Annotated in this window: 18 protein-coding genes, 2 tRNA genes and 1 riboswitch; of the genes, 7 read left to right on the plus strand and 13 right to left on the minus strand. The window is 44.7% G+C overall.

Annotated features, from left to right (window positions below):
* Positions 1 to 370: 370 nt before the first annotated feature.
* The 3 genes from fba to smpB form a co-directional block, all read right to left on the minus strand.
* Positions 371 to 1,444 (minus strand): class II fructose-bisphosphate aldolase, encoded by a 1,074-nt coding sequence (gene fba / locus NIES208_RS15320; protein WP_075893856.1) that lies wholly within the window; start codon positions 1,442 to 1,444, stop codon positions 371 to 373.
* 164 nt (positions 1,445 to 1,608) lie between these two features.
* Complete coding sequence (locus tag NIES208_RS19730; protein WP_139325082.1) at positions 1,609 to 2,463, minus strand: energy transducer TonB; 855 nt, start codon at positions 2,461 to 2,463, stop codon at positions 1,609 to 1,611.
* Positions 2,464 to 2,561: 98 nt separating this feature from the next.
* Complete coding sequence (smpB, locus tag NIES208_RS15330) at positions 2,562 to 3,029, minus strand: SsrA-binding protein SmpB (RefSeq protein WP_075893858.1); 468 nt, start codon at positions 3,027 to 3,029, stop codon at positions 2,562 to 2,564.
* Between the two features lie 205 nt (positions 3,030 to 3,234).
* A riboswitch (Glutamine riboswitch) is annotated at positions 3,235 to 3,317 on the plus strand.
* Between the two features lie 39 nt (positions 3,318 to 3,356).
* Between smpB and NIES208_RS15335 the strand changes: the two genes are divergently transcribed.
* The 3 genes from NIES208_RS15335 to NIES208_RS15345 all read left to right on the plus strand — a co-directional run bounded on the left by NIES208_RS15335 (position 3,357) and on the right by NIES208_RS15345 (position 4,871).
* Positions 3,357 to 3,530, plus strand: coding sequence for a DUF4278 domain-containing protein (locus NIES208_RS15335; RefSeq protein WP_075893859.1), 174 nt, complete (start codon positions 3,357 to 3,359; stop codon positions 3,528 to 3,530).
* 173 nt (positions 3,531 to 3,703) lie between these two features.
* Positions 3,704 to 4,762 carry an acyl-CoA dehydrogenase family protein gene (locus NIES208_RS15340; protein WP_075893860.1) on the plus strand — a complete coding sequence of 353 codons (1,059 nt, stop codon included), beginning with the start codon at positions 3,704 to 3,706 and terminating at the stop codon, positions 4,760 to 4,762.
* A 37-nt stretch (positions 4,763 to 4,799) separates the two neighbouring features.
* Positions 4,800 to 4,871 (plus strand) — tRNA-Gly (locus tag NIES208_RS15345).
* Positions 4,872 to 5,417: 546 nt separating this feature from the next.
* Here NIES208_RS15345 and psbU read toward each other — a convergent pair.
* A complete protein-coding gene (gene psbU, locus NIES208_RS15350) occupies positions 5,418 to 5,834 on the minus strand; it encodes a photosystem II complex extrinsic protein PsbU (protein ID WP_075893861.1) in 417 nt (138 codons plus the stop codon).
* A gap of 299 nt (positions 5,835 to 6,133) precedes the next feature.
* On the opposite strand from psbU, the gene NIES208_RS15355 reads away from it, so the two are divergent.
* Positions 6,134 to 6,769, plus strand: coding sequence for a peroxiredoxin (locus NIES208_RS15355; RefSeq protein ID WP_075893862.1), 636 nt, complete (start codon positions 6,134 to 6,136; stop codon positions 6,767 to 6,769).
* A 189-nt stretch (positions 6,770 to 6,958) separates the two neighbouring features.
* Positions 6,959 to 9,364: a transglutaminase TgpA family protein gene (locus NIES208_RS15360; RefSeq protein ID WP_075893863.1), complete on the plus strand. Its 2,406-nt coding sequence runs from the start codon at positions 6,959 to 6,961 to the stop codon at positions 9,362 to 9,364.
* 23 nt (positions 9,365 to 9,387) lie between these two features.
* On the opposite strand, the gene NIES208_RS15365 is transcribed toward NIES208_RS15360, so the two are convergent.
* From NIES208_RS15365 to NIES208_RS19735, 3 genes are all read right to left on the minus strand, one after another.
* Positions 9,388 to 9,474: transfer RNA gene (locus tag NIES208_RS15365), tRNA-Ser, on the minus strand.
* A 196-nt stretch (positions 9,475 to 9,670) separates the two neighbouring features.
* Positions 9,671 to 10,084 carry a GNAT family N-acetyltransferase gene (locus tag NIES208_RS15370; RefSeq protein ID WP_235641409.1) on the minus strand — a complete coding sequence of 138 codons (414 nt, stop codon included), beginning with the start codon at positions 10,082 to 10,084 and terminating at the stop codon, positions 9,671 to 9,673.
* 61 nt (positions 10,085 to 10,145) lie between these two features.
* Positions 10,146 to 10,280 (minus strand): hypothetical protein, encoded by a 135-nt coding sequence (locus NIES208_RS19735; protein WP_015136125.1) that lies wholly within the window; start codon positions 10,278 to 10,280, stop codon positions 10,146 to 10,148.
* Between the two features lie 103 nt (positions 10,281 to 10,383).
* Here NIES208_RS19735 and ygfZ point away from each other — a divergent pair, with 103 nt between their 5' ends.
* Positions 10,384 to 11,433 carry a CAF17-like 4Fe-4S cluster assembly/insertion protein YgfZ gene (ygfZ, locus tag NIES208_RS15375; protein WP_075893865.1) on the plus strand — a complete coding sequence of 350 codons (1,050 nt, stop codon included), beginning with the start codon at positions 10,384 to 10,386 and terminating at the stop codon, positions 11,431 to 11,433.
* 19 nt (positions 11,434 to 11,452) lie between these two features.
* Positions 11,453 to 12,682 carry a PAS domain-containing sensor histidine kinase gene (locus NIES208_RS15380; RefSeq protein ID WP_075893866.1) on the plus strand — a complete coding sequence of 410 codons (1,230 nt, stop codon included), beginning with the start codon at positions 11,453 to 11,455 and terminating at the stop codon, positions 12,680 to 12,682.
* Between the two features lie 46 nt (positions 12,683 to 12,728).
* Here NIES208_RS15380 and NIES208_RS15385 read toward each other — a convergent pair whose 3' ends face one another.
* The 6 genes from NIES208_RS15385 to NIES208_RS15410 all read right to left on the minus strand — a co-directional run bounded on the left by NIES208_RS15385 (position 12,729) and on the right by NIES208_RS15410 (position 22,456).
* On the minus strand, positions 12,729 to 13,394 hold the full coding sequence (locus NIES208_RS15385; protein ID WP_075893867.1) for a 4'-phosphopantetheinyl transferase family protein: 666 nt from the start codon (positions 13,392 to 13,394) through the stop codon (positions 12,729 to 12,731).
* A gap of 103 nt (positions 13,395 to 13,497) precedes the next feature.
* Positions 13,498 to 13,596, minus strand: a complete 99-nt coding sequence (gene petL / locus NIES208_RS19840) for a cytochrome b6-f complex subunit PetL (protein ID WP_075893868.1) — start codon at positions 13,594 to 13,596, stop codon at positions 13,498 to 13,500.
* 103 nt (positions 13,597 to 13,699) lie between these two features.
* Positions 13,700 to 15,943 carry an FdhF/YdeP family oxidoreductase gene (locus tag NIES208_RS15395; protein WP_075893869.1) on the minus strand — a complete coding sequence of 748 codons (2,244 nt, stop codon included), beginning with the start codon at positions 15,941 to 15,943 and terminating at the stop codon, positions 13,700 to 13,702.
* 318 nt (positions 15,944 to 16,261) lie between these two features.
* Positions 16,262 to 18,151: an ATP-dependent zinc metalloprotease FtsH2 gene (gene ftsH2 / locus NIES208_RS15400; RefSeq protein WP_075893870.1), complete on the minus strand. Its 1,890-nt coding sequence runs from the start codon at positions 18,149 to 18,151 to the stop codon at positions 16,262 to 16,264.
* A gap of 377 nt (positions 18,152 to 18,528) precedes the next feature.
* Positions 18,529 to 21,084, minus strand: a complete 2,556-nt coding sequence (locus NIES208_RS15405) for an EAL domain-containing protein (RefSeq protein ID WP_075893871.1) — start codon at positions 21,082 to 21,084, stop codon at positions 18,529 to 18,531.
* A 247-nt stretch (positions 21,085 to 21,331) separates the two neighbouring features.
* On the minus strand, positions 21,332 to 22,456 hold the full coding sequence (locus tag NIES208_RS15410; protein WP_075893872.1) for a histidinol-phosphate transaminase: 1,125 nt from the start codon (positions 22,454 to 22,456) through the stop codon (positions 21,332 to 21,334).

A 22,456-nucleotide genomic window follows, 5' to 3' on the forward strand; every position in this document is an offset into this window, starting at 1 on the left:
TTTCAAAAAATGCAAATTTTCGTTGCTTCCCCGTGTCTCTCCCTCTCCGTGTCTCCTTTTCTCTAAAGAATTTTGGCTACATTCTTATCCATAACTGACGTTAATTAGATCTTAATCTATGGTTAATTAAGCAAATCTGAGATTAATGTCGTGATCATGAAGCCTTAGCTAGGATTACAAGATGGTTAATATTTTTTTGTAAAGACAAGTCCCAAATTTTGTATTTTCAATTGGGTGTAGAACTTAAATTATTTAGGTTTGCTGATAACAAAAAAACCGGAGAATCTGATTCTCCGGCTAAATGCAGTTATGTGATTTTTCAAAAAGCGGAAGAACTTGTGGGCTTCAGCTAAACATAATGCTTAATTAACTACGCTTTAACAGCAGCTTTAGCAGCAAGTTCACCACTTGCATACTTAGCAGCAAAGTCATCAAGGGCAATTTGCTTGATTTTGCTTGCGTTACCAGCAGTCCAGAACTGTTGATAGCGATCGCTACAAACTTGTTGCATGTACTTAATAGAAGGCTTCAAGAAGTGACGGGGGTCAAAGTTCTTCGGATCTTTCATCGCTGCTTCACGAATTGCTGCAGTGATTGCCAAACGGTTATCAGTGTCGATGTTAACTTTGCGAACACCGCTCTTGATACCTTTCTGGATTTCTTCTACAGGTACACCGTAAGTTTCAGGGATAGCACCACCGAATTCGTTGATCATGTCCAACCATTCTTGGGGGACGGAAGAAGAACCGTGCATGACCAAGTGGGTGTTGGGGAGGCGATCGTGAATTTCAGCAATACGGCTAATTGCAAGGATTTCACCTGTGGGCTTACGAGTAAATTTGTAAGCACCATGGCTAGTACCAATGGCAACTGCAAGAGCATCAACTTGAGTGCGCTCTACGAATTCAACTGCTTCGTCGGGGTCAGTGAGGAGCTGATCCTTACTGAGGGTACCTTCGAAACCGTGACCATCTTCTGCTTCACCTTGACCTGTTTCAAGGGAGCCGAGACAGCCGAGTTCACCTTCTACAGATGCACCAACGGAGTGAGCAACTTTAACGACTTCAGCGGTAACGTTGACGTTGTATTCAAAGCTTGCGGGAGTCTTTGCATCGGCTTCAAGGGAGCCATCCATCATGACGGAGGTAAAACCGTTACGGATAGCGGAGTAGCAAGTCGCAGGGCTGTTGCCGTGGTCTTGGTGCATTGCTACGGGAATGTGGGGATAGCTTTCTACTGCTGCGAGAACGAGGTGGCGGAGGAAGTTCTCGCCAGCATACTTACGCGCACCGCGGGAAGCTTGGAGAATAACAGGGCTATCGGTCTCATCAGCAGCCTGCATGATGGACAGAATCTGTTCCATGTTGTTGACGTTGAATGCAGGAATGCCGTAGCCGTTCTCTGCCGCGTGATCTAAGAGCAGACGCATTGGGACGAGTGCCATAGATGTCCTCCTATATTACTTGCTTATTTTTGGCTTTTCTTTGTCAAGAAAGTTAATTCTCTTATCTGTCAATATTAAGATACATTCACCTTTTTGACGAATGGATTTATACAGTTTGACAGATCTCTTGGCGATCGCCCTGGGTATATGAATTTTGATTATTTTTAAGAGCCTAGATTAATGCGGACTTGGCGAGATTGATTATTTGCAGCGTTATGGGCACTAAATTTCATTTGTCGGGCGGCGGCGATTGCCTTATTATCAAGGGCGCTATTTCCACTTGAAGAGACAATATTTGCCGCGACAACTGCACCGGATTGGCTAATTTCAACCCGCACAATGGCTACACCGGTTTGGCCATTAAGACTACCGCGGCGATCGCCACAGCCTTGTACACAATTAATTGGCGCTGGCGCTGGAACAGGAGGAGCCGGGGGCGGACTCGGTTGCGGTTTTGGAGAGGGAACAGGCTGCGGCGCAGGTGATGGCGACTGGGGAGTTGGCGCGGGGACAACTGGAGCGGCAGGCGTTGGCATTGGAGTCGGGCTGGGAGCCGGAGTCGGAGATGCTGGGCTGGGCGGCGTAGCCCGTTGGGGTGTTGGAACCGGATTTGGGGAAGGACTAGATGATGACGTTTTTGATGGCGTTGGCGTTGGCGAAATCGGTAATGGCGATCGCCCATTTTTTACAGGAGTCGGAGTCGGCCTCGGAGAAGACGAAGATCGAGCAGGCACCGATGCAGCTGATTTTGGGGCAGTTGATTTTGCCGGAGCAGAAACCGATTGCCGTGACTCACTTCTAGTCTCTAGAGTGCTTGGCGAAGCAGGCGCTGGTGACGTGGCCTGAGACTCAGTGGGCAGAGGTAAAGGTATTGCCTCCTGAGGCTCTAACAAAACCACTTCAATGGGTGGCAACTCCACTGCCACTTGGTTTTCACTCCGTTGTGTTGCGGCGATCGCCAGATAGATCCCAAGCAAACTACCATGCACAACAAACGAAAAAGCTAGCCAGCCAGCCAAGCCAAACGAAGAGTCTTTTTTTCCTATTAATATGACCTCCCTTCCCTGAACCTTAAGCACCGATAACCCCTATGGCATCCCATATAAACGTAAAATCCCTAGCGACTTTTTAACGCCCTCGCCATGTCGCGCTTATCCTGACGACGCTTGATTGTTTCCCGCTTATCATGGAGTTTCTTACCACGACCAAGACCAAGACTTACCTTGACCAAACTACCTTTTAAATACATTTTGAGAGGAATCAGCGTTAACCCCTTCTGTTCCAGCTGACCAATCAAACGACGAATTTCTTTTTTATGCAAAAGCAATTTACGATCACGCTTCGGTTCATGATTAAAATATTGCGCGCTCATGTTGTAAGGGGAGATATGAACATTCAGCAACCATGCCTCACCCCCACGCACGAGGACATAGCCATCCCGGAGATTTACCTTGCCAGCACGGATGGACTTTACCTCTGTGCCCACTAGCGCAACACCAGCCTCTAATGTTTCAAGAATTTCATACCGAAATCTGGCTTGGCGGTTATCACTAATTAACTTAATTGCTTTTTTCGACTCTGCCATAGGTACTCAGAAACTGGACAACTACGCTAAAAACACGCAGTTACTAATCCTAGCAAATTCCTCTACAACCCTTGTCTTACCTGAATAAGTCTTTCGTTGCCGGACTACAACATGAAGAAACATTAACGAGCAAACCGATGATTGCTCCGCATATTTGACACCTCTTTTTTTGTTTTGTATAATTTTATACAGAAAGCATAAATAAGACGTTCATCTCTTATGGCTCAGTCATGTAGTTGATTTGGCAATAAGGGACGGAAGTAAGGAAATATCCCGAAGGAACGCGCCTCATCAACCACTTATATAAATTTTGAGGAGCTAAAAAATATGAAATTCTCTTACAGAGGTATTCATTTCGACCGCAATCCCGTAACTGTTGAAGCAGAAGAAGGGAAAGCAATTGGTAAGTACCGTGGTTCTGAACTCCACGCTCACACTCCGAAGAAGCGTTTGAATGTTGTTCACCACAAAAATCTTAAGTATCGCGGTGCAAGCTACTAATCCTTGCGGTGGTCTGAGAAGACATTTAGTACAAATTGAAAAAACTTAGGTTTTTAGAGAGGAGGGAATCCAAGGCTTTCTCTCTTTTTTTTATGGGAATTTGACGGAATATTTTCTGCTGGAAATGCTCTGGTTGCTTACAATAAGTTTTTCTGATCTTTGGGTGTGGTTCCTTGATTGAAGCGGTTCAAAGTCGAAGTGATTGGCATAGTTTAAGGGTTTATTTGGCAGAAAGTGTTGCCTCGGTAGTGGAAGAGATAGATCAAAATCCGAAGGTGTTAGGTCAGTGTCTGCAGGGTTTAGGCGATCGCCGCCTATTGGGTTTAAAAGTGCCTGTTGGGTTGGGCGGTTCGGGATTTAGCGCCACAGAATATGGCTTAGCGGTAACTGAGATTGCAAGAAAATCTGGCATCCTTGCTTTCCTGCAAACGCAGCACCAAAGTGCCGCAGCGATGATTGCTCGATTTGGTTCCGAAGAGCAACGGAAAAAATTGCCGCAAATGGTGACAGGTAAATTAAAGGTTGGGGTTGGTTTTTCCCAGCTTCGCCGGGCTGGTCAACCGATGTTAAGGGCTTTACCGACGGCGAAGGGCTATGAATTAACGGGGACAATTCCTTGGGTTACGGGCTTCTCTTTTTTTCAAGAGGCGATCGCCGGAGCGACTTTACCCAATGGCGATGAGCTTTATTGTTTTATCCCTCTGGAGAACACACCCGAAATTTCTGGCGGCACAATTAATTGCGGTGAACCTTTAGCGCTTGCGGCTATGGGAGCGAGTCAAACCGTTGCGGTGAAGCTAGAGAATTGGCTAATTACACCGGAGCAAATATTGGTGATTAAACCTGCTGGCAGTATCCAAGGGGGCGATCGCCAAAATGTTTTAAAGCATGGATTTTTTGCTTTAGGTTGCGCCTATGGCTGTGTGGATTTTTTACAACAAAAATTAGAACAATCTCAATTGCGCATTTTGCAGGAAAGATTAGACCAACTGCGCAGTGAAATTGTGACTGCCCTAGACACAAAAAAAGATTTTGCCACACAATTAGACCTTCGCCTCAAAGTTGTGGCGATCGCCCAAGAATATGCCCAATGTGCCCTCATTAGTTCTGGTGGAGCGGGTAATCTCCTCATTCATCCTGCCCAGCGACTCTACCGAGAAGCTTTGATGTTTAGTGTCTTCGGGCAAACGGAGACGATTCGCAACGCAACATTACAAACGTTGATATATTGAAAAATCCCGCGATATACTAAACATCTCCATAGGTAATGCGGGTGTAGTTCAGTGGTAGAACGTCAGCTTCCCAAGCTGAATGTCGTGGGTTCGAGTCCCATCATCCGCTTTTCAGATATCAGATATCAGATATCAGATATCAGTGGGCGATCGCCATGGATCGCTTTAGCTTATAGACGTTTCCAATAGGAATTTCAGTATTCTTCCCTTAGAAAAGTCGGGGATAAGCTCTTCATAAATTGCGTTACCGCTTAAAACTTCTTCTTTAACGTGAGTTTTGCTTAAGCATGCTCGGAAGTACGACGCGGTGAAGGGGAGAGCGAGAGATCGAGAGATGTTTCTATGCAAACAATCCTAGCTTTCAAAAAATGCAAATTTTCGTGGCTTCCCCGTGTCTCTCCCTCTCCGTGTCTCCTTTTCTCTAAAGAANTTTTGGCTACATTCTTATCCATAACTGACGTTCTTTAGGGAAGAAAATTAATTAATTAATTAGCTCTGAAGCTTATTCGAAATGTCTCTCTTTAAATTTCCATGGGTTGGGTACTTGAGCCCTAGGGACAAAACTCAAAATAAATCACAAAAAAACCCATCCATTTGGATAGGTTCCCTTGGAAAATATGCAATTTAGTCTAAATACTACTTCCTCAACCGTAACTTAGTAGTTTCCATTGTTCAAGCGTTCTTGGCCATCTATGAAAAGATCAGAGGGAGGTGTGACAGTGAAACGATCCAGATTCGCTTCAAGCTTCGCAATTTGTCTCTCACTCAAACCAGGGATCTCAAGTACATCTTCAACGTTTTCATAGGGGCCATACTTGACGATAAGTTGGGCGAGGGTGGGGTAAAAACCACGGAGTTCGCGGAACAATCTCACGTTGGCATTGTTGAGGTCGAGTTTCTGGCCATACTCAGTTTTAAGGACTTTATCAGCAGGGTTAACGCGCTCACCAAGTACTGCTGCTGAAACGAAACCATTACTTAAATCAACAGCTTGGGCTTGGGGCTGAGCCGCAAAAAACACACAGCCGATCATGAGGACAAACCCCATTACTGCACTCACAATTCTATTCATTACGATTGTCTTCTCCTAAGCTTTTGATGATTTTATATGTATATTTCAGATTCGGGTCTTTAGCAAAATTTAAAGCCACAGACATGGAAAATTCTGGCCTATTATTTCATTTTTTGTAGTTTGTTGTCATCTTTCCATTTTTTGATCCTGAGGAACGGTAATAAAACTTCATGATTGCTGGTCTAACGTTGAGACTTCTATCTTTTCCTTGCGGGCGATCGCCGGAGGGACAGTTTTTATGGAAGTTGCGTCATAATGATTTTTTGTAGCCAAAATAACAACAGGAGCATCAAACTTTTATGTCTCTTCGATTAGGCGACGTAGCGCCCAACTTTACCCAAGACTCCACCGCAGGCGAGCTTAATTTCTATGATTGGGCTGGCGATAGCTGGGTTGTACTCTTCTCTCACCCGGCAGATTTTACGCCTGTCTGCACCACAGAGCTTGGTGAGGTCGCCCGTCTGAAAGGCGAGTTTGCTAAACGTAATGCCAAGGTTATTGCCCTGAGCGTTGATGATACGGAGTCCCATAATGGCTGGGTTGGCGACATTACTGAAACTCAAGGCTGTGCTGTAAATTACCCGATTTTGTCCGACGCGGATAAGAAGGTGGCAACGCTCTATGACATGATTCACCCAAATGCAAATCCCAAGGTGACTGTCCGCACGGTATTTGTGATTGATCCTCAAAAGAAAGTGCGACTAACGATCACTTATCCCCCTGCGACGGGTCGCAATTTCCAAGAGATTTTGCGGGTTTTGGATTCTCTGCAGTTGACGGATGATTATAGCGTGGCAACCCCTGTGAATTGGCAAGATGGCGAGGATGTCGTTGTTTCGCCTGCTATTTCTACTGAGGATGCTAAGGCGAAATTCCCCAAGGGCGTTAAGGAAATCAAACCTTATCTCCGCATGACTCCCCAACCGAATAAGTAAATTTCAGGGTTTGCTTTTTTTGTGATTTAAAATACATCAAATATTGCTACGCTACGGCGATCGCCCCAGTCTTAAATTTGTGCAGGCCAAGGGCGATCGCCCTTTTTTTAGAGAGAAACATCCGGGCAAGGATGAAAAATTAAAGTTAGTCTAGGGAAGAGTTTTGATTAATGCCTGTGCATTGTGCCGATGACATCTAAGCCCACGCCGTCCCAAACAAAACCGACATTTACCCAGCTTTTTGCTCAACTTCGTAATCTGCCAAAACCAACACCAGAGGAATCAAAAATTCTGCGGACATTGGTGCAGATCCTCGTCATTATCGGGATTATTGCCACTGATATCGCTTCCCAGTGGTCATTACGTTGGTTTAATTTGCCGGTCAGTATTTTTGCCGTCCCCCTCACCATTGTGGCTGGGTTATGGAGTTGGAAAAGCAGAAAGGATTCAAATGTTGGTGTCAAATTTCTCATTGCCATTGGGATGCTGGCAATGTTGCTATTGTTTTTTCGCAATCTCTATGCCAACTTTAACGACACTCGTCTCGTTTTAGCGGAGCTGTTGATTCAGCTACAGATCCTTCACGGTTTTGATATGCCGCGCCGTAAGGATTTAGGTTATTCGATGGTGATCGGCCTCATTCTCATAGGGGTGGCGGGGACAGTGTCACAGTCGCTAGCTTTTGCGCCTTTTCTGTTGTTATTTTTGGCGATCGCCCTGCCCGTTTTAGTCTTAGATTATCGCTCAAGACTTGGCCTAGAAAGCCTAGAAAAACTCATTTGGCAGCGCCGCAGTAGCCAAAAAAGTATCCGCAAAAACCTATTGCAATACTCCCCCCTATCTCCCAAACGATTGGGCGCAATTTTAGGAATTGTTCTGGTTTTAGGGATGGGGATTTTTGCAGTGATGCCCCGCTTTCCCGGCTATCAGCTCAGTACTTTGCCCGTTAGTTTACCCAATGACGCTCCGGCTAATCAAAGGTTTAACAATACAAATCGCAGTCTGGCGAACCCCGGTTACGAAAGTCGCAATAATGATGACAGCGGTGGTACTGGCGGTGCAACATTTGATGATGGTAATGCCGGCGGTGGTGACGGCGAAGGGGACGGTTTACAAGGCGGTAGCCCCGTCGAAGGCAAAGGCGAACTGAATAAAACCGAATATTACGGCTTTAACGACAAGATCAATCAAAATCTCCGTGGTGAGATGGATAAGGTTTTGGTTATGCGAGTGCGATCGCAGGCTCCGGGCTATTGGCGCGTCATGGCCTTTGACCACTACACCGGACAGGGCTGGGAGGTTACCGATGCGGGTAATTTGAGCCTAACGGAGCGATCCCGGTGGGGAGGGCGTTTTTTCCTATCGCCGCTCATTCCGCCCACTGTCCGTACAAAAAAAATCATTCAAAGTTACTCAGCGGTTAAGTCTTTGCCAAATATTGTCCCGGCGATGACCTATCCTTCTGAGCTGTATTTTCCGACCCAAGAAATTGGTCGCGATCGCCTCGGAAATTTGCGATCGCCTTTAGGTTTATTAGAAGGTTTAACCTATACCGTCGTCTCGGAAGTCCCCTACCGCGATCGCGCTAAATTAGCAGAATCCGGCTCTGAGTATCCTGAACTCATTACCGATAAATACTTGCAAGTGCCGCCGGAAATTGAAGAGAAAGTGCGGGAAGTTGCCGAAGACATTTTGTCCCGCTCCAATAGCGAAATTACCATTCCCTACGAAAAAGCGCTGTATCTCGCTCAAGGTTTGAAGCAAAGATTTCCGACGGCGCAGGAAGTACCTTTCTTTGAAGAGGGAGAAGATCTCGTTGAGTCGTTTTTATTTAAATATCAAGGGGGCTACGCTGACCATTACGCCACGGTGTTAACCATTATGTTGCGCTCAATCGGGATTCCGGCGCGATTTGCCACAGGCTTTGGTGAAGGTGAATTTAATCCTTTTACTGGCTATTATTTAGTACACAACACCGATGCCCACGCCGTAACAGAGGCTTATTTTCCGGGTCAGGGCTGGTTTACGTTTGATCCACTACCCGGCCATGAAATTGTGCCGACTTCCTTTGAAGATGCAGGGGCTTTTAATGTTGTGACATGGTTTTGGGAGTGGGTCGCCAGCTGGTTGCCGCCACCAATTGTTGGCTTTTTTGAAGGTCTCTGGAAAACCAGTCTTGAGATTATTGGCTATGTGATTATTCGTGTCTGGCGCTTTGTTTCTGGCAGTCTTGTCGGCACTATTGTGGGGGCGATCGCCGCCTCATTTGTCGGGATGGGTATTTGGTTCTCGATCAAACAAATTCGTGGCTGGCTCGGTCGTCGTAAATTTGCCCGTCTCCCTCAGATGGAACAGCTTTATCAACAGATGTTGGCGCAACTAAAATTAAAAGGCGATGGCAAAAAAGATAGCCAGACCCCGTCAGAATTTTTAGGAAGAGTAAAACACCATTACCAACCAGAAGCGGTCGGCATCATTACCGAAATCACCGATGCCTATTTAAGCTGGCGCTATGGTGGACAAGCTGTAGATACTACATATCTACAAACCCAGCTCAATCTCTTGCAAAGACATCTAAAACGCTTGAAAGTCTGATGCCACCTTGGTTTGACTCGGTACGGAGAGAGGGGGATTCGAACCCCCGTTAGGTTTGACCCTAAAACAGTTTTCGAGACTGCCGCATTCAACCGCTCTGCCACCTCTCCAAGCTTCAACTATTCTATGAACAAAACAGTGACCTTGGCTAGCCCGACAGCGAAAAAGAATTGGCAATATTATTTTATGGGGGTTATCAAGACGCGGGGAGTCGGGGACACGGAGACGCGGAGAATGACAATGCAAGCGATAAAGCCCTCTCCTTTCGAGCTTTTGCCGTGTCAACGCAGTATTGTCTGTTGCCAATTAGGAGAAAGACTTTTTCATTAGAAGTGAATAGGGTTGAAATTCTCGTTTTTGGTAGAGGGCTTGGGCGGTTTCATTGGCGGTAAACACCTGTAGGGTAATGTGGCGATCGCCGCGCGATTTGGCGTAATCTTCAGCGGTTTGCATTAAAGCGGAACCGAGGCCCCGGCGACGATAGTCTGGCAGCACATAAATCAAAAAAATATGGCTGTGGCGATCGCCCCTAATTTGATCAATACTATTGCCGAGCCAAAGACAACCGACGGCAACACCCGCAGAATTTCTTACCCACCATAACGGCGTAGCCGCTGTGAAATAATTTTGGAGCGTATTTTGTAAATGTTCAAAGCCCGTATCCGGATAAAATTCACAGTAACTACGATGCAAAAATCTGAGGAGTAAAGCTCGATCCACCGTGCTTCCTCGATCTAAACTAAACCCCTCTGGCAACATAATTAATGTTCTAATCCAACCCTTAGCCTAAAAAGCCAATGGGGGCAGGAGCCATCATATCCATCGGCAGAAAAATTCTCGCGCTGACAATACCTAAAGCAAGCAAGAAAATAAGCAAAATGAGGAAGGGTAAAATCTGCTGACGAAATAAATCCATAGTGGCGATCGCAATCTGAGAATATACGCAAAAATAATTTATGACAGTGTAACCTCTCTTCTTGTCATAATGTAATCCTGTGACTCTTTTCCATTAGTGCATAATGACTCCACTGCTTACGTATCATCAACAGCAAGGCGCAATTCTGAATGAATCTGGTAGTACTGTCATGAGCTTCGGTACCGATGCTCAGGTTAGTGAAGCCTTGACAACCGGGTGTGTGATTGGCGATCGCAGTCATTGGGGTCTTTTGAAATTTACGGGCGGCGATCGCCAAAGATATCTCCACAACCAAAGCACCAACCAAATTCAACAACTCCAACCCGGACAAAGTTGCGACACCGTTTTAGTGAATTCCACTGCCCGTACCATTGATCTCGCGACAGTCCATATTTTTCAAGACGAATTGTGGTTGGCCGTTTCCCCCAGCAAAACCGAGTTTTTAGTGGAATGGTTTGACCGATTTCTATTTCCGATGGATAAAGTCGAAATCACAAATATTACCGGGCAGTTTAATGTGCTGACTTTGTATGGTGCTGAAGCGAAAAATATTTTGACTAAACTCACTGAAACACCCTTGCAGACATTTCCCGATCAAGGACATCAGGCGATCGCCATTAACAATATCGAGGTGATTTGCGCGACGGGAACTGATCTGGGTTTTGAAGGCTTTACTTTATTTGTTCCGACTGAAAATGCTGTCGATATTTGGCAAAAAATCACCGAGCTTGGCGCAATCCCAATGGGAGAAACCGCTTGGGAGAAACAGCGCATTCACCAAGGACGACCAGCCCCCAACACAGAACTCACAGACGATTACAACCCCCTAGAAGCAGGACTTTGGTCTTGCATTTCCTTCGATAAAGGCTGTTACATCGGCCAAGAAACCATCGCCCGCCTCAATACCTACAAAGGCGTTAAACAGCGATTATTTGGTTTGAAATTAGCAGCAGTTGTCGCCCCCGGCGCAAAATTAACCGTTGACGGCGATCGCGCTGGCGTAATTACAAGTGTTGACCCAGAGGACAAATTTGCCCTCGGTTATGTCCGTACCAAAAGCGGCGATGTCGGCTCCATAGTTACAACAGAAGAAAACATTACCGCTGAAGTCGTTGCACTGCCTTACCTCAGCCACGACTATCCAGAGCCTTAAACCGCCAATCCCCATCGCTATGACCTTAAACGATGCCACACAACCAACGACATCGACTCCACCGTCACCGGCGATCGCCCCCTATGCCAAAGAACTAAAACAGTTACGCCGTCAACATCAGCTAATTTTAAACGCAGTGGGAGAAGGCGTATATGGCCTAGATCTCGACGGCAATGTCACCTTCGTCAATCCAGCCGCAGCACAAATGATTGATTGGCCACCAAGTGAGCTAATTGGCAAATCCATGCATGCTGTCATGCACCACTCCCACGCCGACCAAAGCACCTATGCCCGCGAAGCCTGCCCCATTTATGCCGCCTTAAAAGATGGCAGTACCCACCGTGTGATGGACGAAGTATTTTGGCGCAAAGATGGCAGCTGTTTTCCTGTGGAATATATCAGCACCCCCATGCGAGACGAAGAAGGTACCATCATCGGCGCAGTAGTAACCTTCCGAGATATTACCCAGAGACGTTGGGCCGAACAAATTCTTGAACAAGCAAATGAAGAACTTGAACGCAAAATCCTAGAGCGCACAAAAAAATTACAACAGGCAAATCAACAACTACGAGAACTTAGTGAAATGCGATCCCGTTTCATCGCCATGGTTTGCCATGAATTTCGTAACCCCCTCAATAACATCACACTTTCCGTTTCATCTTTAAAACGTTACGACTCACACCTATCTGTTGAAGAAAAAGCAAATTATTTATCTAGTATCAACACCAATGTGGAGCGGATGATCCACATTATTGACGATATTTTAGTGATTGGCCGCATCGAAGCCAAGGTTTTAGAAGTAAAACCAAAGCCCTTAGATGTTGTTAGTTTTTGTCGTGAATTACTAGCAGAAGGTGATTTTTCAAGACAACAATATCCCATCGAATTTAGCTGTCGTAATCGTCAAATTATGATGAATATTGACGAGCGCCTACTACGATCTATTGTGAGCAATTTGCTATCCAATGCCCTCCATTATACTGATCCTAAAAAACCAATTTATCTAAAAATAAGTAAATGGCGAAATACCTTATCCATTAAAGTTCAAGATGAAGGCATTGGTATTACAGCGGAAGATAAAAAATTTATTTTTGAGCCATTTCACCGCGGACATAATGTTAGTAATATCCCCGGCACTGGTTTGGGATTAAATATTGTCAAACAGTTTGTTGAACTGCTCGGCGGCAGTATCCACATTTCTAGTCGCGTTAATGCAGGGACAAATTTTACGGTTAAGTTGCCTCTGTAAATTTGAGTTTTTTTAATCTTAAAAAGCCTATGGCTATAACATTCGACTAATTCCAAAAGCCACGATTAATATAATCACAGTCGGGATAATTAACGGCGATCGCCTGACAATGGTCAGAATCCTTTGAAAAAATCTTTAAGGACCAATCAAGTTTTTCTGGAGTAATAATTTTAGGCTCTGGCTCCAGCTGAACTTTAAAACGATCTAATCCTCCCTGTAAGCCGACTCCTTTCGCCTTAAGATATGCTTCCTTTGCTGTCCAGATCTGCAAAAAAGTTGCTTGTCTTTTTTCTGCTTTTATCTGTTCTAGATAAATGTATTCATCACTATGAAAAAAACGTTTCGCTAAAGCTAAAACATTATTACGTCTTTCCCTTGCCTCGATATCTACGCCGATGGCGATCGCCTCTTTTTGCACGACACCACAGAATGCATACTGTTTAGTATGGGAAAAATTAAAGGAAATCTTATTTAGCTTTGGTTTTCCATATTGATTATAAAAAAAATTTAATTTTGCGGGATCTTGATGGAGATAAAAACCTAAAATTTGTCGCAAACAACCGCGACCGACAATAAATTTATGCTGCAACTCTTGAAACTTAAAACACTTTGCCCTTATTTTTTCATCACCATTAAGTAAAGAAAAGAGCTTTTCTGACTGCTGTTCTGAATTCTGTAAATCAACGAACCAATATTCAACAGATAAAGACATTGGCGATTATTTATTATCTAAAAAATTAGACATTATAAAAGCTGCCTAACCTACTATTCACTTTAGTAAAATTCGACAGCTTAAAAATAATATTTTCTGATTATTAAATGATGTTCGCAGAGCGCAAGCCAATGAAACCAGCAAGGGCAATTCCAGTGAAAACAAGAATGTAGCCAGCAAAAGGAATAATTGCAGAAGCCATAATATTAAACTCAAATAAAAATGCTCTCGATATTATACGGGAAAAGGCGATCGCTGTCAGTACAGACTCTCCACCATATTCCTTTAAACATACTCAGATGGATTTATGGGGCATAGACAGCAATCGGCACACGCTTATAGGCTGGAATACCACTGTCCGGGTCGGTGTTGGCACTAAATAAACAATTGGCTTCAGGATAAAACATAAAGGCGACCCCCTCACGAATTGCACCGGGGATAATTTCAATATTTTCTAATTTTTGGCGATCGCCCTGCACAGTTACTTTTTGATGAGGCTTGAAACCACCAGCTTTAATATCATTTAAATTCAACAAAATGCAATGACGATGGGGCATATTTCGATAGCGATCAGCTTCTTTGTATACCACCGTATTATGTTGCCCATAACTTCGGCCTGAACCTAAAATCAACACCTTTGCTTTAACATTTTTCGGTAAATCAAAAGCTTCTAATAAAGGCTCCTTTAAAGGCGGTAAAGGTACAACGGACATTTTGGCACGACCAGAATCAGTGGCGAATTTAGGTTCTGTGAAAATTCGATTTTCTAGTAAAAATTCTGAATCATCTTGATCAATATTGCCAATTTCTTTGTAATCACTAATTGTTTTAGAAATGAGTTCTCGAACATAGCTTGTGTCTTGTAATTTCCGCCAGTTAATTGGAGTTTCTCCGAGGACACGATGGGCTATTTCTGTAATTAGCTTAACTTCTGAAATCAAATCACCTTTTAAATGGGTCTTCCCCGGACTATTTAAACGCACAAAATTATTGCCAGATTCCGTTGTTGTTTTATGGGGATTTTCAAAGCGATTAAACACAGGTAAAACAAGCGTTGCTTCGCTACCTAAACCGTGAAAGTGCCCAAGATTTGGCTTAGTGGAAATATAGAAAATCGTCTCTATTTTCCCTAGTGCTCTTTTGGCTTGAATTTGGTCTGGATTTGCAGCGTAATAGTTACCACCTAAACACAACAAAGTGTCAATTTTGTCGCTATCAGCAGCTTGCATTAATCCTGTTGCGTCGTAGCCTTTATTAAGTTTTAGGGAATGCCCCAATAATTTTTCGAGCGCTTGCTTGAGATTATCGCTTAACCGTACCGATACGCCCATTGAGCCAAAGCCTTGCACATTAGAGTGACCGCGAATCGGCATTGTTCCAGCTCCTTCGCGACCCGCTTGTCCAGCAATTAAAGCTGTATTGGCGATCGCCCGCACGTTATCCGTACCATTTTTTTGTTGCGTAATGCCCATCGCCCAAGCAAACACAACATTTTTTGAGGTTCCAATAACGTAGGCAACCTCTTCAATTTCTTCTTGGGAAACACCGCAAGTTTCTGTTAATGTTTTCCAGCTTGTTTCCTTAGCAAACTCAACAACGCTTTCCCAGTTGTCTGTGTATTTTTTAAGGTAATCGAGTTGAGCAAAACCCTGTTCTATTAATGATTTTTGAATGCCGATTAATAACGCTGCATCACTGCCCGGAATAGGCTGCAAATATAAATTTGAAATTGGTGAGCCTCCTTTCAGCATCGACTTAATCGGAAAAGCAGGAGAGGAAAATTTTACTAAACCAACTTCAATTTGAGGATTGATAATAACAACTCGGCCACCTCTATCGGTTATCTCGATCAATTCGTTCATCAGGCGAGGATGATTTGCTGGAGCATTAGAGCCAATCAGAACAACACAATCCGATTGCTTTAAACTCTCCAAGCTCACCATGGATGTGCCAGAGCCAAACACTTCTTTCAGCGCCACACTCGAAGGCACATGACATAGATCGGAACAGTCCGCCAAATTATTACTACCCATTGCCCGCATCAGTAATTGCAACAGATAGGCGGCTTCATTGGATGATCGCCCAGAACTATAACTAGCGACACGTTCTGGAGATTTTTGAAACGCTTTGGCTGCAATCTCAAAAACGTCTTCCCAAGAAATTCGTTCGTAATGCTGCGACCCTTTTCGCAAGATCATTGGATACTGCAACCGACCGAGGCGATCGCATTCTTTTGAGGTTAGCTGCTGTAGTTCAGAGATCGTTTTTTTGGCAAAAACACTGGTTTTGATACCTGCCTGTAATTCTGCATTGATCGCCTCAACACTTTTGGCACAGCGTTGTAAATATTCGCCCGCTTCATTGACAAAGCCTCCTTTCTGACCACCTGTGCCCCAAGCACAGGATAAACAGGCACTTTTATGGTTAAGAACTTGCCAAATTTTTAGCCCATTTGGTGACAGGGATTTTTTTGCCCAGTATTCAAGAACTGGCAGTCCACCACCTGTTTCCGGCAAAAGATTCTCATCGTCATGGGGAAGTTGCGACATATTCTTATGGGATTTAGAAGGAACTATTAGATATTCTAAAGATTTCTTTTCTTAATGGGTATTAGTCTCTAGATGTATTATTTTTCTCTGGAGGGATCATCATATCTTCGAAAGCTTGCTATTAAAGGATTTCAAGCCTGTGCATGCCCAAGCCTAAATGGTGCATATGACCCCAGAGCCAAAATGAAAAAGTACCTTGGTTGTCCTTGGGGATTTTTTCTCTTGATCAGGCGATCGCCACAAAAAAAGAAGCAGACAGAATCGCCTACTTCTTAAAAATTATTCAATTAATCTGAAAATTAACGCCTAGCTCACAACCTACAGTTGAGGAATGAATTGCTCTTTCTCAGGAACTTCAGTGTACTCAGCAACAATCTGACGGAATTCCTCACCACCAACAGTTTCACGTTCGATCAACAGATCGACCAGACGATCAACAACCTCACGGTTATCCTTCACGATTTGACGAGCAATACGGTGACCCTCTTCAGCGATCATCCGGACTTGATCATCAATACGGGAAGCAACTTCCTCAGAATATTCTGAGCGATTCATCAAACCACCACCGAGGAAAACTTCACCCTGCTGACTCTCAAGAGATAAGGGGCCGAGGTCACTCATACCAAAACGCGTAACCATCTGACGTGCCATACCGCTAACCTGTTGCAGGTCACCACCAGCACCCGTTGTCACTTCATCATGGCCGAAAATCTCCTCTTCCGCAGCACGACCACCAAGAGCTCCCGCAATCCGAGCCATCAGCTGGGACTTAGTCGTCAAACCTTGCTCCTCATTAGGTGTAAACCATGTTAGACCTTGAGCTTGACCACGAGGAATCAAAGTTACCTTCTGTACGGGATCATGATCCTTGAGAAGTGTACCGACGATTGCATGACCAACTTCATGGTAGGCAATTAGACGCTTACTCTTGCTATCAACGAGGGGAGTACCCTCCATACCAGCGATAACGCGGTCAACTGCATCATCAATTTCAGACATCGTAATTGCTTCTTTACGACGACGAGCAGTAAGGATAGCAGCTTCATTCAAAAGGTTTGCGAGATCCGCACCGCTAAAGCCGGGTGTACGACGAGCAATGACCTCAAGGGAAATTTCGTCCGCAAGCTTTTTATTGCGAGCATGAACTTCAAGAATACTGAGACGACCTTTAATGTCGGGCGTGTCAACAGTGACTTGACGATCAAAACGGCCGGGACGCATTAATGCAGAGTCAAGGACATCAGGACGGTTAGTCGCTGCAATGATAATGATGCCAGTGTTGCCCTCAAAACCATCCATTTCAGTGAGGAGTTGGTTTAGAGTTTGTTCACGCTCGTCATTACCGCCACCAATACCAGCGCCACGTTGACGACCAACAGCATCAATTTCATCGATAAAGATTAGACAAGGCGCACTTTCTTTCGCTTTTTTAAAGAGGTCACGGACGCGGGACGCACCGACACCAACGAACATTTCTACAAATTCAGAACCAGAGATGCTGAAAAACGGTACACCAGCTTCACCGGCGATCGCCTTAGCGAGAAGCGTTTTACCAGTTCCGGGAGGGCCAACAAGCAGAACACCCTTAGGAATACGCGCACCAACAGCAGTAAACTTTTCAGGCTGCTTCAAGAAAGTAACAACCTCCTGCAACTCTTCCTTAGCTTCCTCAATGCCCGCAACATCATCAAACATGATGCCCGTTTCAGCTTCCATCATGAACTTAGCCTTAGACTTACCAAAATTCATTGCCTGTCCAGGACCACCCGGCATATTGCTGGAACGACGGAAGAGGAGGAATAAAGCAGAAATTAAAAGAACCGGAAAAATTAAATTACCCAAAATGCCCCATACAGCACCATTATTGCTTGCAGGGTGGGAATCAAAGTCAACCTTTGCCTCACGGAGCTTCGTAATGAGCTCAGGGGAATTACCAGGCAAGTCGACGCGTAACTGTTGAGAACGGTTATCTAAATCAGGGTCAACCGCTTCAACGATCGCCGTACGTCCACCTTCATACAAATCAACACTAGTAACACGACCAGCATCAAGGTACTCCAGAAAACGGCCATAGCTCATGCGAATGTTCGCAGTATTGCCACTAGAGAGATTAGCCGGGTTTGCCGAAAAGGCTCCCTGCCAAACAAAAAAGCCGATGACAAGCAGCGGTAATGCCCACAGGACAATGGTTTTCCAAGATGATTTCATGGGTTAATCTTCGCTATTTTGATTCAATACTTCGTATCTAAAAATGTAGCTAACTGTTTCTACTATATTTAATAACAAGTGACTTGGTAACAAGTGACTTGGCAGTAATACACAGAACAATTGCTGTCAAGGTTTTGATTAAAGATTACGTTTTTTATGACGATGTCTTAACTAAATTTAACTTAATTCTCATTTTAAGCGCAACTCTTTCTCTTTTCAGCCATCGCTCTCGAGTTTCTATCGGACAAAAATAAAGGACACTTTTCTCTTGAGGCTGTTCAGAAGCATCAATATCTATAATCTGAATTTACTGGAAAACCAACGAGAGTGCTCCTAGGGCCGATAAAAGTTCTTTAGCTCTATATTGATTTCTAATTCTATGGCTTAGTCGTAGTCGCAAAAAGATCCGGGTCAAAGGGATGGTTATTCCATTTTTGAATAAAAAGAGTGGCATCCTCTTTGCTTAGGGGTTTCGAGAAGAAAAAACCTTGACCATACTCACATCCGAGTGTTTTGAGGATTTGGAATTGTGAAATATTTTCGATGCCTTCTGCGACAATATCCATCCCCAGATTATGACCTAAGGCAATCACAGCACGGGGAATTGCGAGACTATTGTCTGCGGTTGTGATTTTACTCACGAAGGAACGGTCAATTTTTAAGGTATCAACGGGAAAATCATTTAAATAACTCAATGATGAATAGCCTGTGCCGAAATCATCAATACTCAACTTGACATCAAGGGTTTTAAGGTCATTTAAAGTTTTGATTGTGTCTTGGATATCGTCCATCACCATACTTTCTGTCACTTCAAGTTTCAGTGAGGATGCGTGGAGGCCTGCATGCTGTAATGTTTCTTCTACGCTTGCTTTAAGATTACTTTGACTAAACTGACGACTTGAGAGGTTGATGCTGATTGTCAGGTTTTTGTTTAAATCTAGATCTTTTTGCCATTGTTTAAATTGTCGACAGCCTTCTGCTAAAACCCATTGACCGATTGGCAAAATCAAATCTGTTTCTTCGGCAATGGAAATAAAGCGGTTAGGAGAAACGAGCCCCCTGGTTGGGCTGTGCCACCGCACTAGGGCTTCAAAGCCTTTGAGGAGGCCAGAGTCTAGGGTAAAGATTGGTTGATATACAAGTTGAAATTCTTCGTTTTCGATCGCCTGACGGAGATCGCTTTCAATGGTGAGGCGATTGAGGGATTGGGCTTGCATACCTGCTGCAAAAATTTCGTAATTGCCTCGTCTTGATTTTTTGGCTCTGTTCATTGCGGTATGGGCTTGTAACCAGAGGTCTTCGGCGGCAATGTTTTCTTCTTTGCTATGGAGGGCAACTCCGGTACTACAGGTGAGATAAAGTTTTTGTTCGTCGATGCGGAAAGGTTCTTTGAGCTTCTGTTCGATTTTGTCGACAAGTTCAATGACTTTTGTGTTTGTGGCTAGATTGTCAACGAAAATGCCAAATTCGTTGGCTCCCATGCGGGCGAGTTGGCAGTCTTGGGGGAGTTGGGTACGGATTCTGGCGACGACTTGTTTGAGGATGGCATCGCCGTGGTAGTGTCCATAGCTTTCGTTGATTGATTTGAAGCGGTCAATATCGACGGATAGTAAGGCGATCGCCCCAGTGGCATTTGAGTGTTCAGGATTAAAGTCGGTGAGGGTAACTCGGTTTAAAAAAGACCCACGGTTGAGTAAACCGGTAAGAACATCATATTTTTCTTCATAAAATAGGCGGTAGGCCAAGACACTACTCCAACTGGCAAAAAGGGCGATCGCCGGAGCAGCAATCGGAATCCACACATTACCCAAAAACATCAGATAACCACAGCCCACCAGCAGTAGTACACTGCCAACACTAATCCCAACAAACAACCGAGTGCGGTAAAACAACCAAGTACTAGCCGCTCCGCAAGATGCCCAGAAAAAGATCCAAACTAATTCTTGACCTTCAGTCCAATAGGCAAAAAACTGATCATCTCCATTCACCGTATCCAACATTTTTTGGATAGCCTGAGCATGGAGAAAAACCCCCGGCGTTAGATGACCATCAGTTTTACTGACACTATAGGGAGTGACGAAAGTATCTTTTTGAGTTTTGGCGGTGCTCCCAATTAAAACAATTTTGTCTCGCACTAACTCCGGATCAAAATTGCCATAAACCAGATCACTGATCGTAATACTCTGGGCGATTTGCTGTTGGGCAGAAAATTGCAAAAGCGTCTGCCAACCGCGCACTTCCGAGTCCGGGAGATGATAGCCACCAGAATATTTATTGATCGCTGGAAAATAATGTTGACCAAGTTTGAGGCCATTTTCATGGAGACTAATCGGATGATTCGCTTCACCAAGATAAGTTTGAGTGACAAGCAATCCAAAGGAGTAAAGTTCACGACGCTCACTACGCAATGCCAAAAGATTACGACGTTGAACATTATCAGGATCAATGACAATTAAATTAAATCCTTGATTATTTACCATATTCCCCGATGCCTGTAGGGGGAGACCATGCTGGGGATTGTAGATAGCAATGACGTTATCTTTCCCTAGTTCTGCTGTTAGACGCTCTGTACCCGGCGGATTGGGAATATTGCGGTAAATGTCGAGACCAATCACCTTGGGGTCGTGCTGCTGTAGATTGCCTAGGGCCGTTGCAACGATATCGTCTGTCAGGGGAATTTGTTGGAAATGCTGTAAATCTTTATCGTTAATTTCAACAATAAGAAACCGATCATCTGGTTCGTGGGGAGTCTTGTCAGCTGTACCTTGAAAGCGCACCATGCGGTCAAAGACGCTCAGTTCGATGGTTTGGAGCCATCCTAAATACTTAGCACCAACAACTATCCCTGTAATACCAAGGCTCGCCACCAAAGCCGGTAGAATCAAGCGTGGCAGTAAATGGTCTGACCATTTCAGGGAAGGCTTTGAAATCATTACAGGGTTACGGCAGATTAATGCTAATACTCAAAATTACACTGAGAAAGCAAAATTCCCATAGTGGTGACATAAACAATTGTGTGACACTTTAGGGAAAATATGAGAGATGCTTATAAAGCTTATACGCAGTGGTATTAGAGTGATCCGTACGAAATACGCACGTAGTCACCGTAATGTAAGTTGCCATTGCAATATGTTTACCCTGAAGATTTGAGCCGTGATTTTGAATTATCCGGCAGAGTCACTACGGCAGCAGTTTCACGAAGTTTTTTAGACGCACCAAAGTTCGCTGGTTTTCTTGTGGAGTACCCACACTGATCCGTAGTCCTCCTCCAGTATGGCGAATGAGTGTGCCTTCTGTCTTCAGTGTTTCTACGAGGTGGGCGAGTTGTTGTTCTTGGGGTTGATCGATGGGTTTTAGGCGGGTGTGGAGGAAGTTGGCATCGCTAGGCCATGTGTGAAGTTTGTTGATGTGTTGTAATTCTGTGAATAGATGCTCTCGTTCTGCTTGGATTTCTGGTATTACGCCTAGGAGATAATCTGTATTTTCTAGGGCTAGGGTCGCGGCTTGCTGGGAAAAGCTCGGTAAGTTGTAGGGTAAGCGCACTTTTTCTAGGGCTTGGATAACTGTTGGCTGGGCGATCGCATATCCGACTCGCAGGGCTGCTAATCGAAAGGCTTTGGAGAAGGTTCGCAGAATGAGCCAGTTGGGACGGGTCACAATTTCGGCGGCGAGGGTTTGCTGGCTAAATTCGTAATAGGCTTCGTCAATAACGACCAGAATATTTTCGGGCAGTGATCGCAACCATGTTATTTCAGCGTCGGTCAGGCATTGTCCTGTGGGGGAGTTGGGGTGAACGACAAATATTACTTTTACGGGTGGTAATTTTGTTTGGGCGATCGCCGCCTGTGCCTTGGTGAGATCAATGGAAAAATCCTTAGGGTTACGCTCTACTGTGATGCTGGGAATGCCTAGGGTTGTGGCCAAGATGCGATACATCGAGAAGGTGGGGTCTGCCACAAGGATTGAGCCCTCGCCCCCTAAACAAGTCGCAATTAAAATTGAGCGGATGAGTTCGTCGGAGCCATTACCAACGGAAATGTTAGCTTCTGAAAAATTTGTGGTTAAGTGGGCAGAGGTTGAAGCGTAGGTGGCAATGAGAGATTTTAGTCTGTGGTGACTGCCGTTGGGGTAGCGGTTGGTGGCGATCGCCTCGGTGTAATAGTTGGCGAGTTTTTCCTTCAGGGCGAGGGGCAAATCATAGGGACTTTCGTTGGTATCGAGGATGTCGACCTGCTGAGCTGTTGTACCACCCGGATGAGAAACATAGGCTTTAAGTTGGGCAAGATCGGCACGAAGAAAAGACAT

Origin of the sequence: [Limnothrix rosea] IAM M-220 (assembly GCF_001904615.1) — a bacterium.
In the GTDB taxonomy this organism is placed as follows: domain Bacteria; phylum Cyanobacteriota; class Cyanobacteriia; order Cyanobacteriales; family MRBY01; genus MRBY01.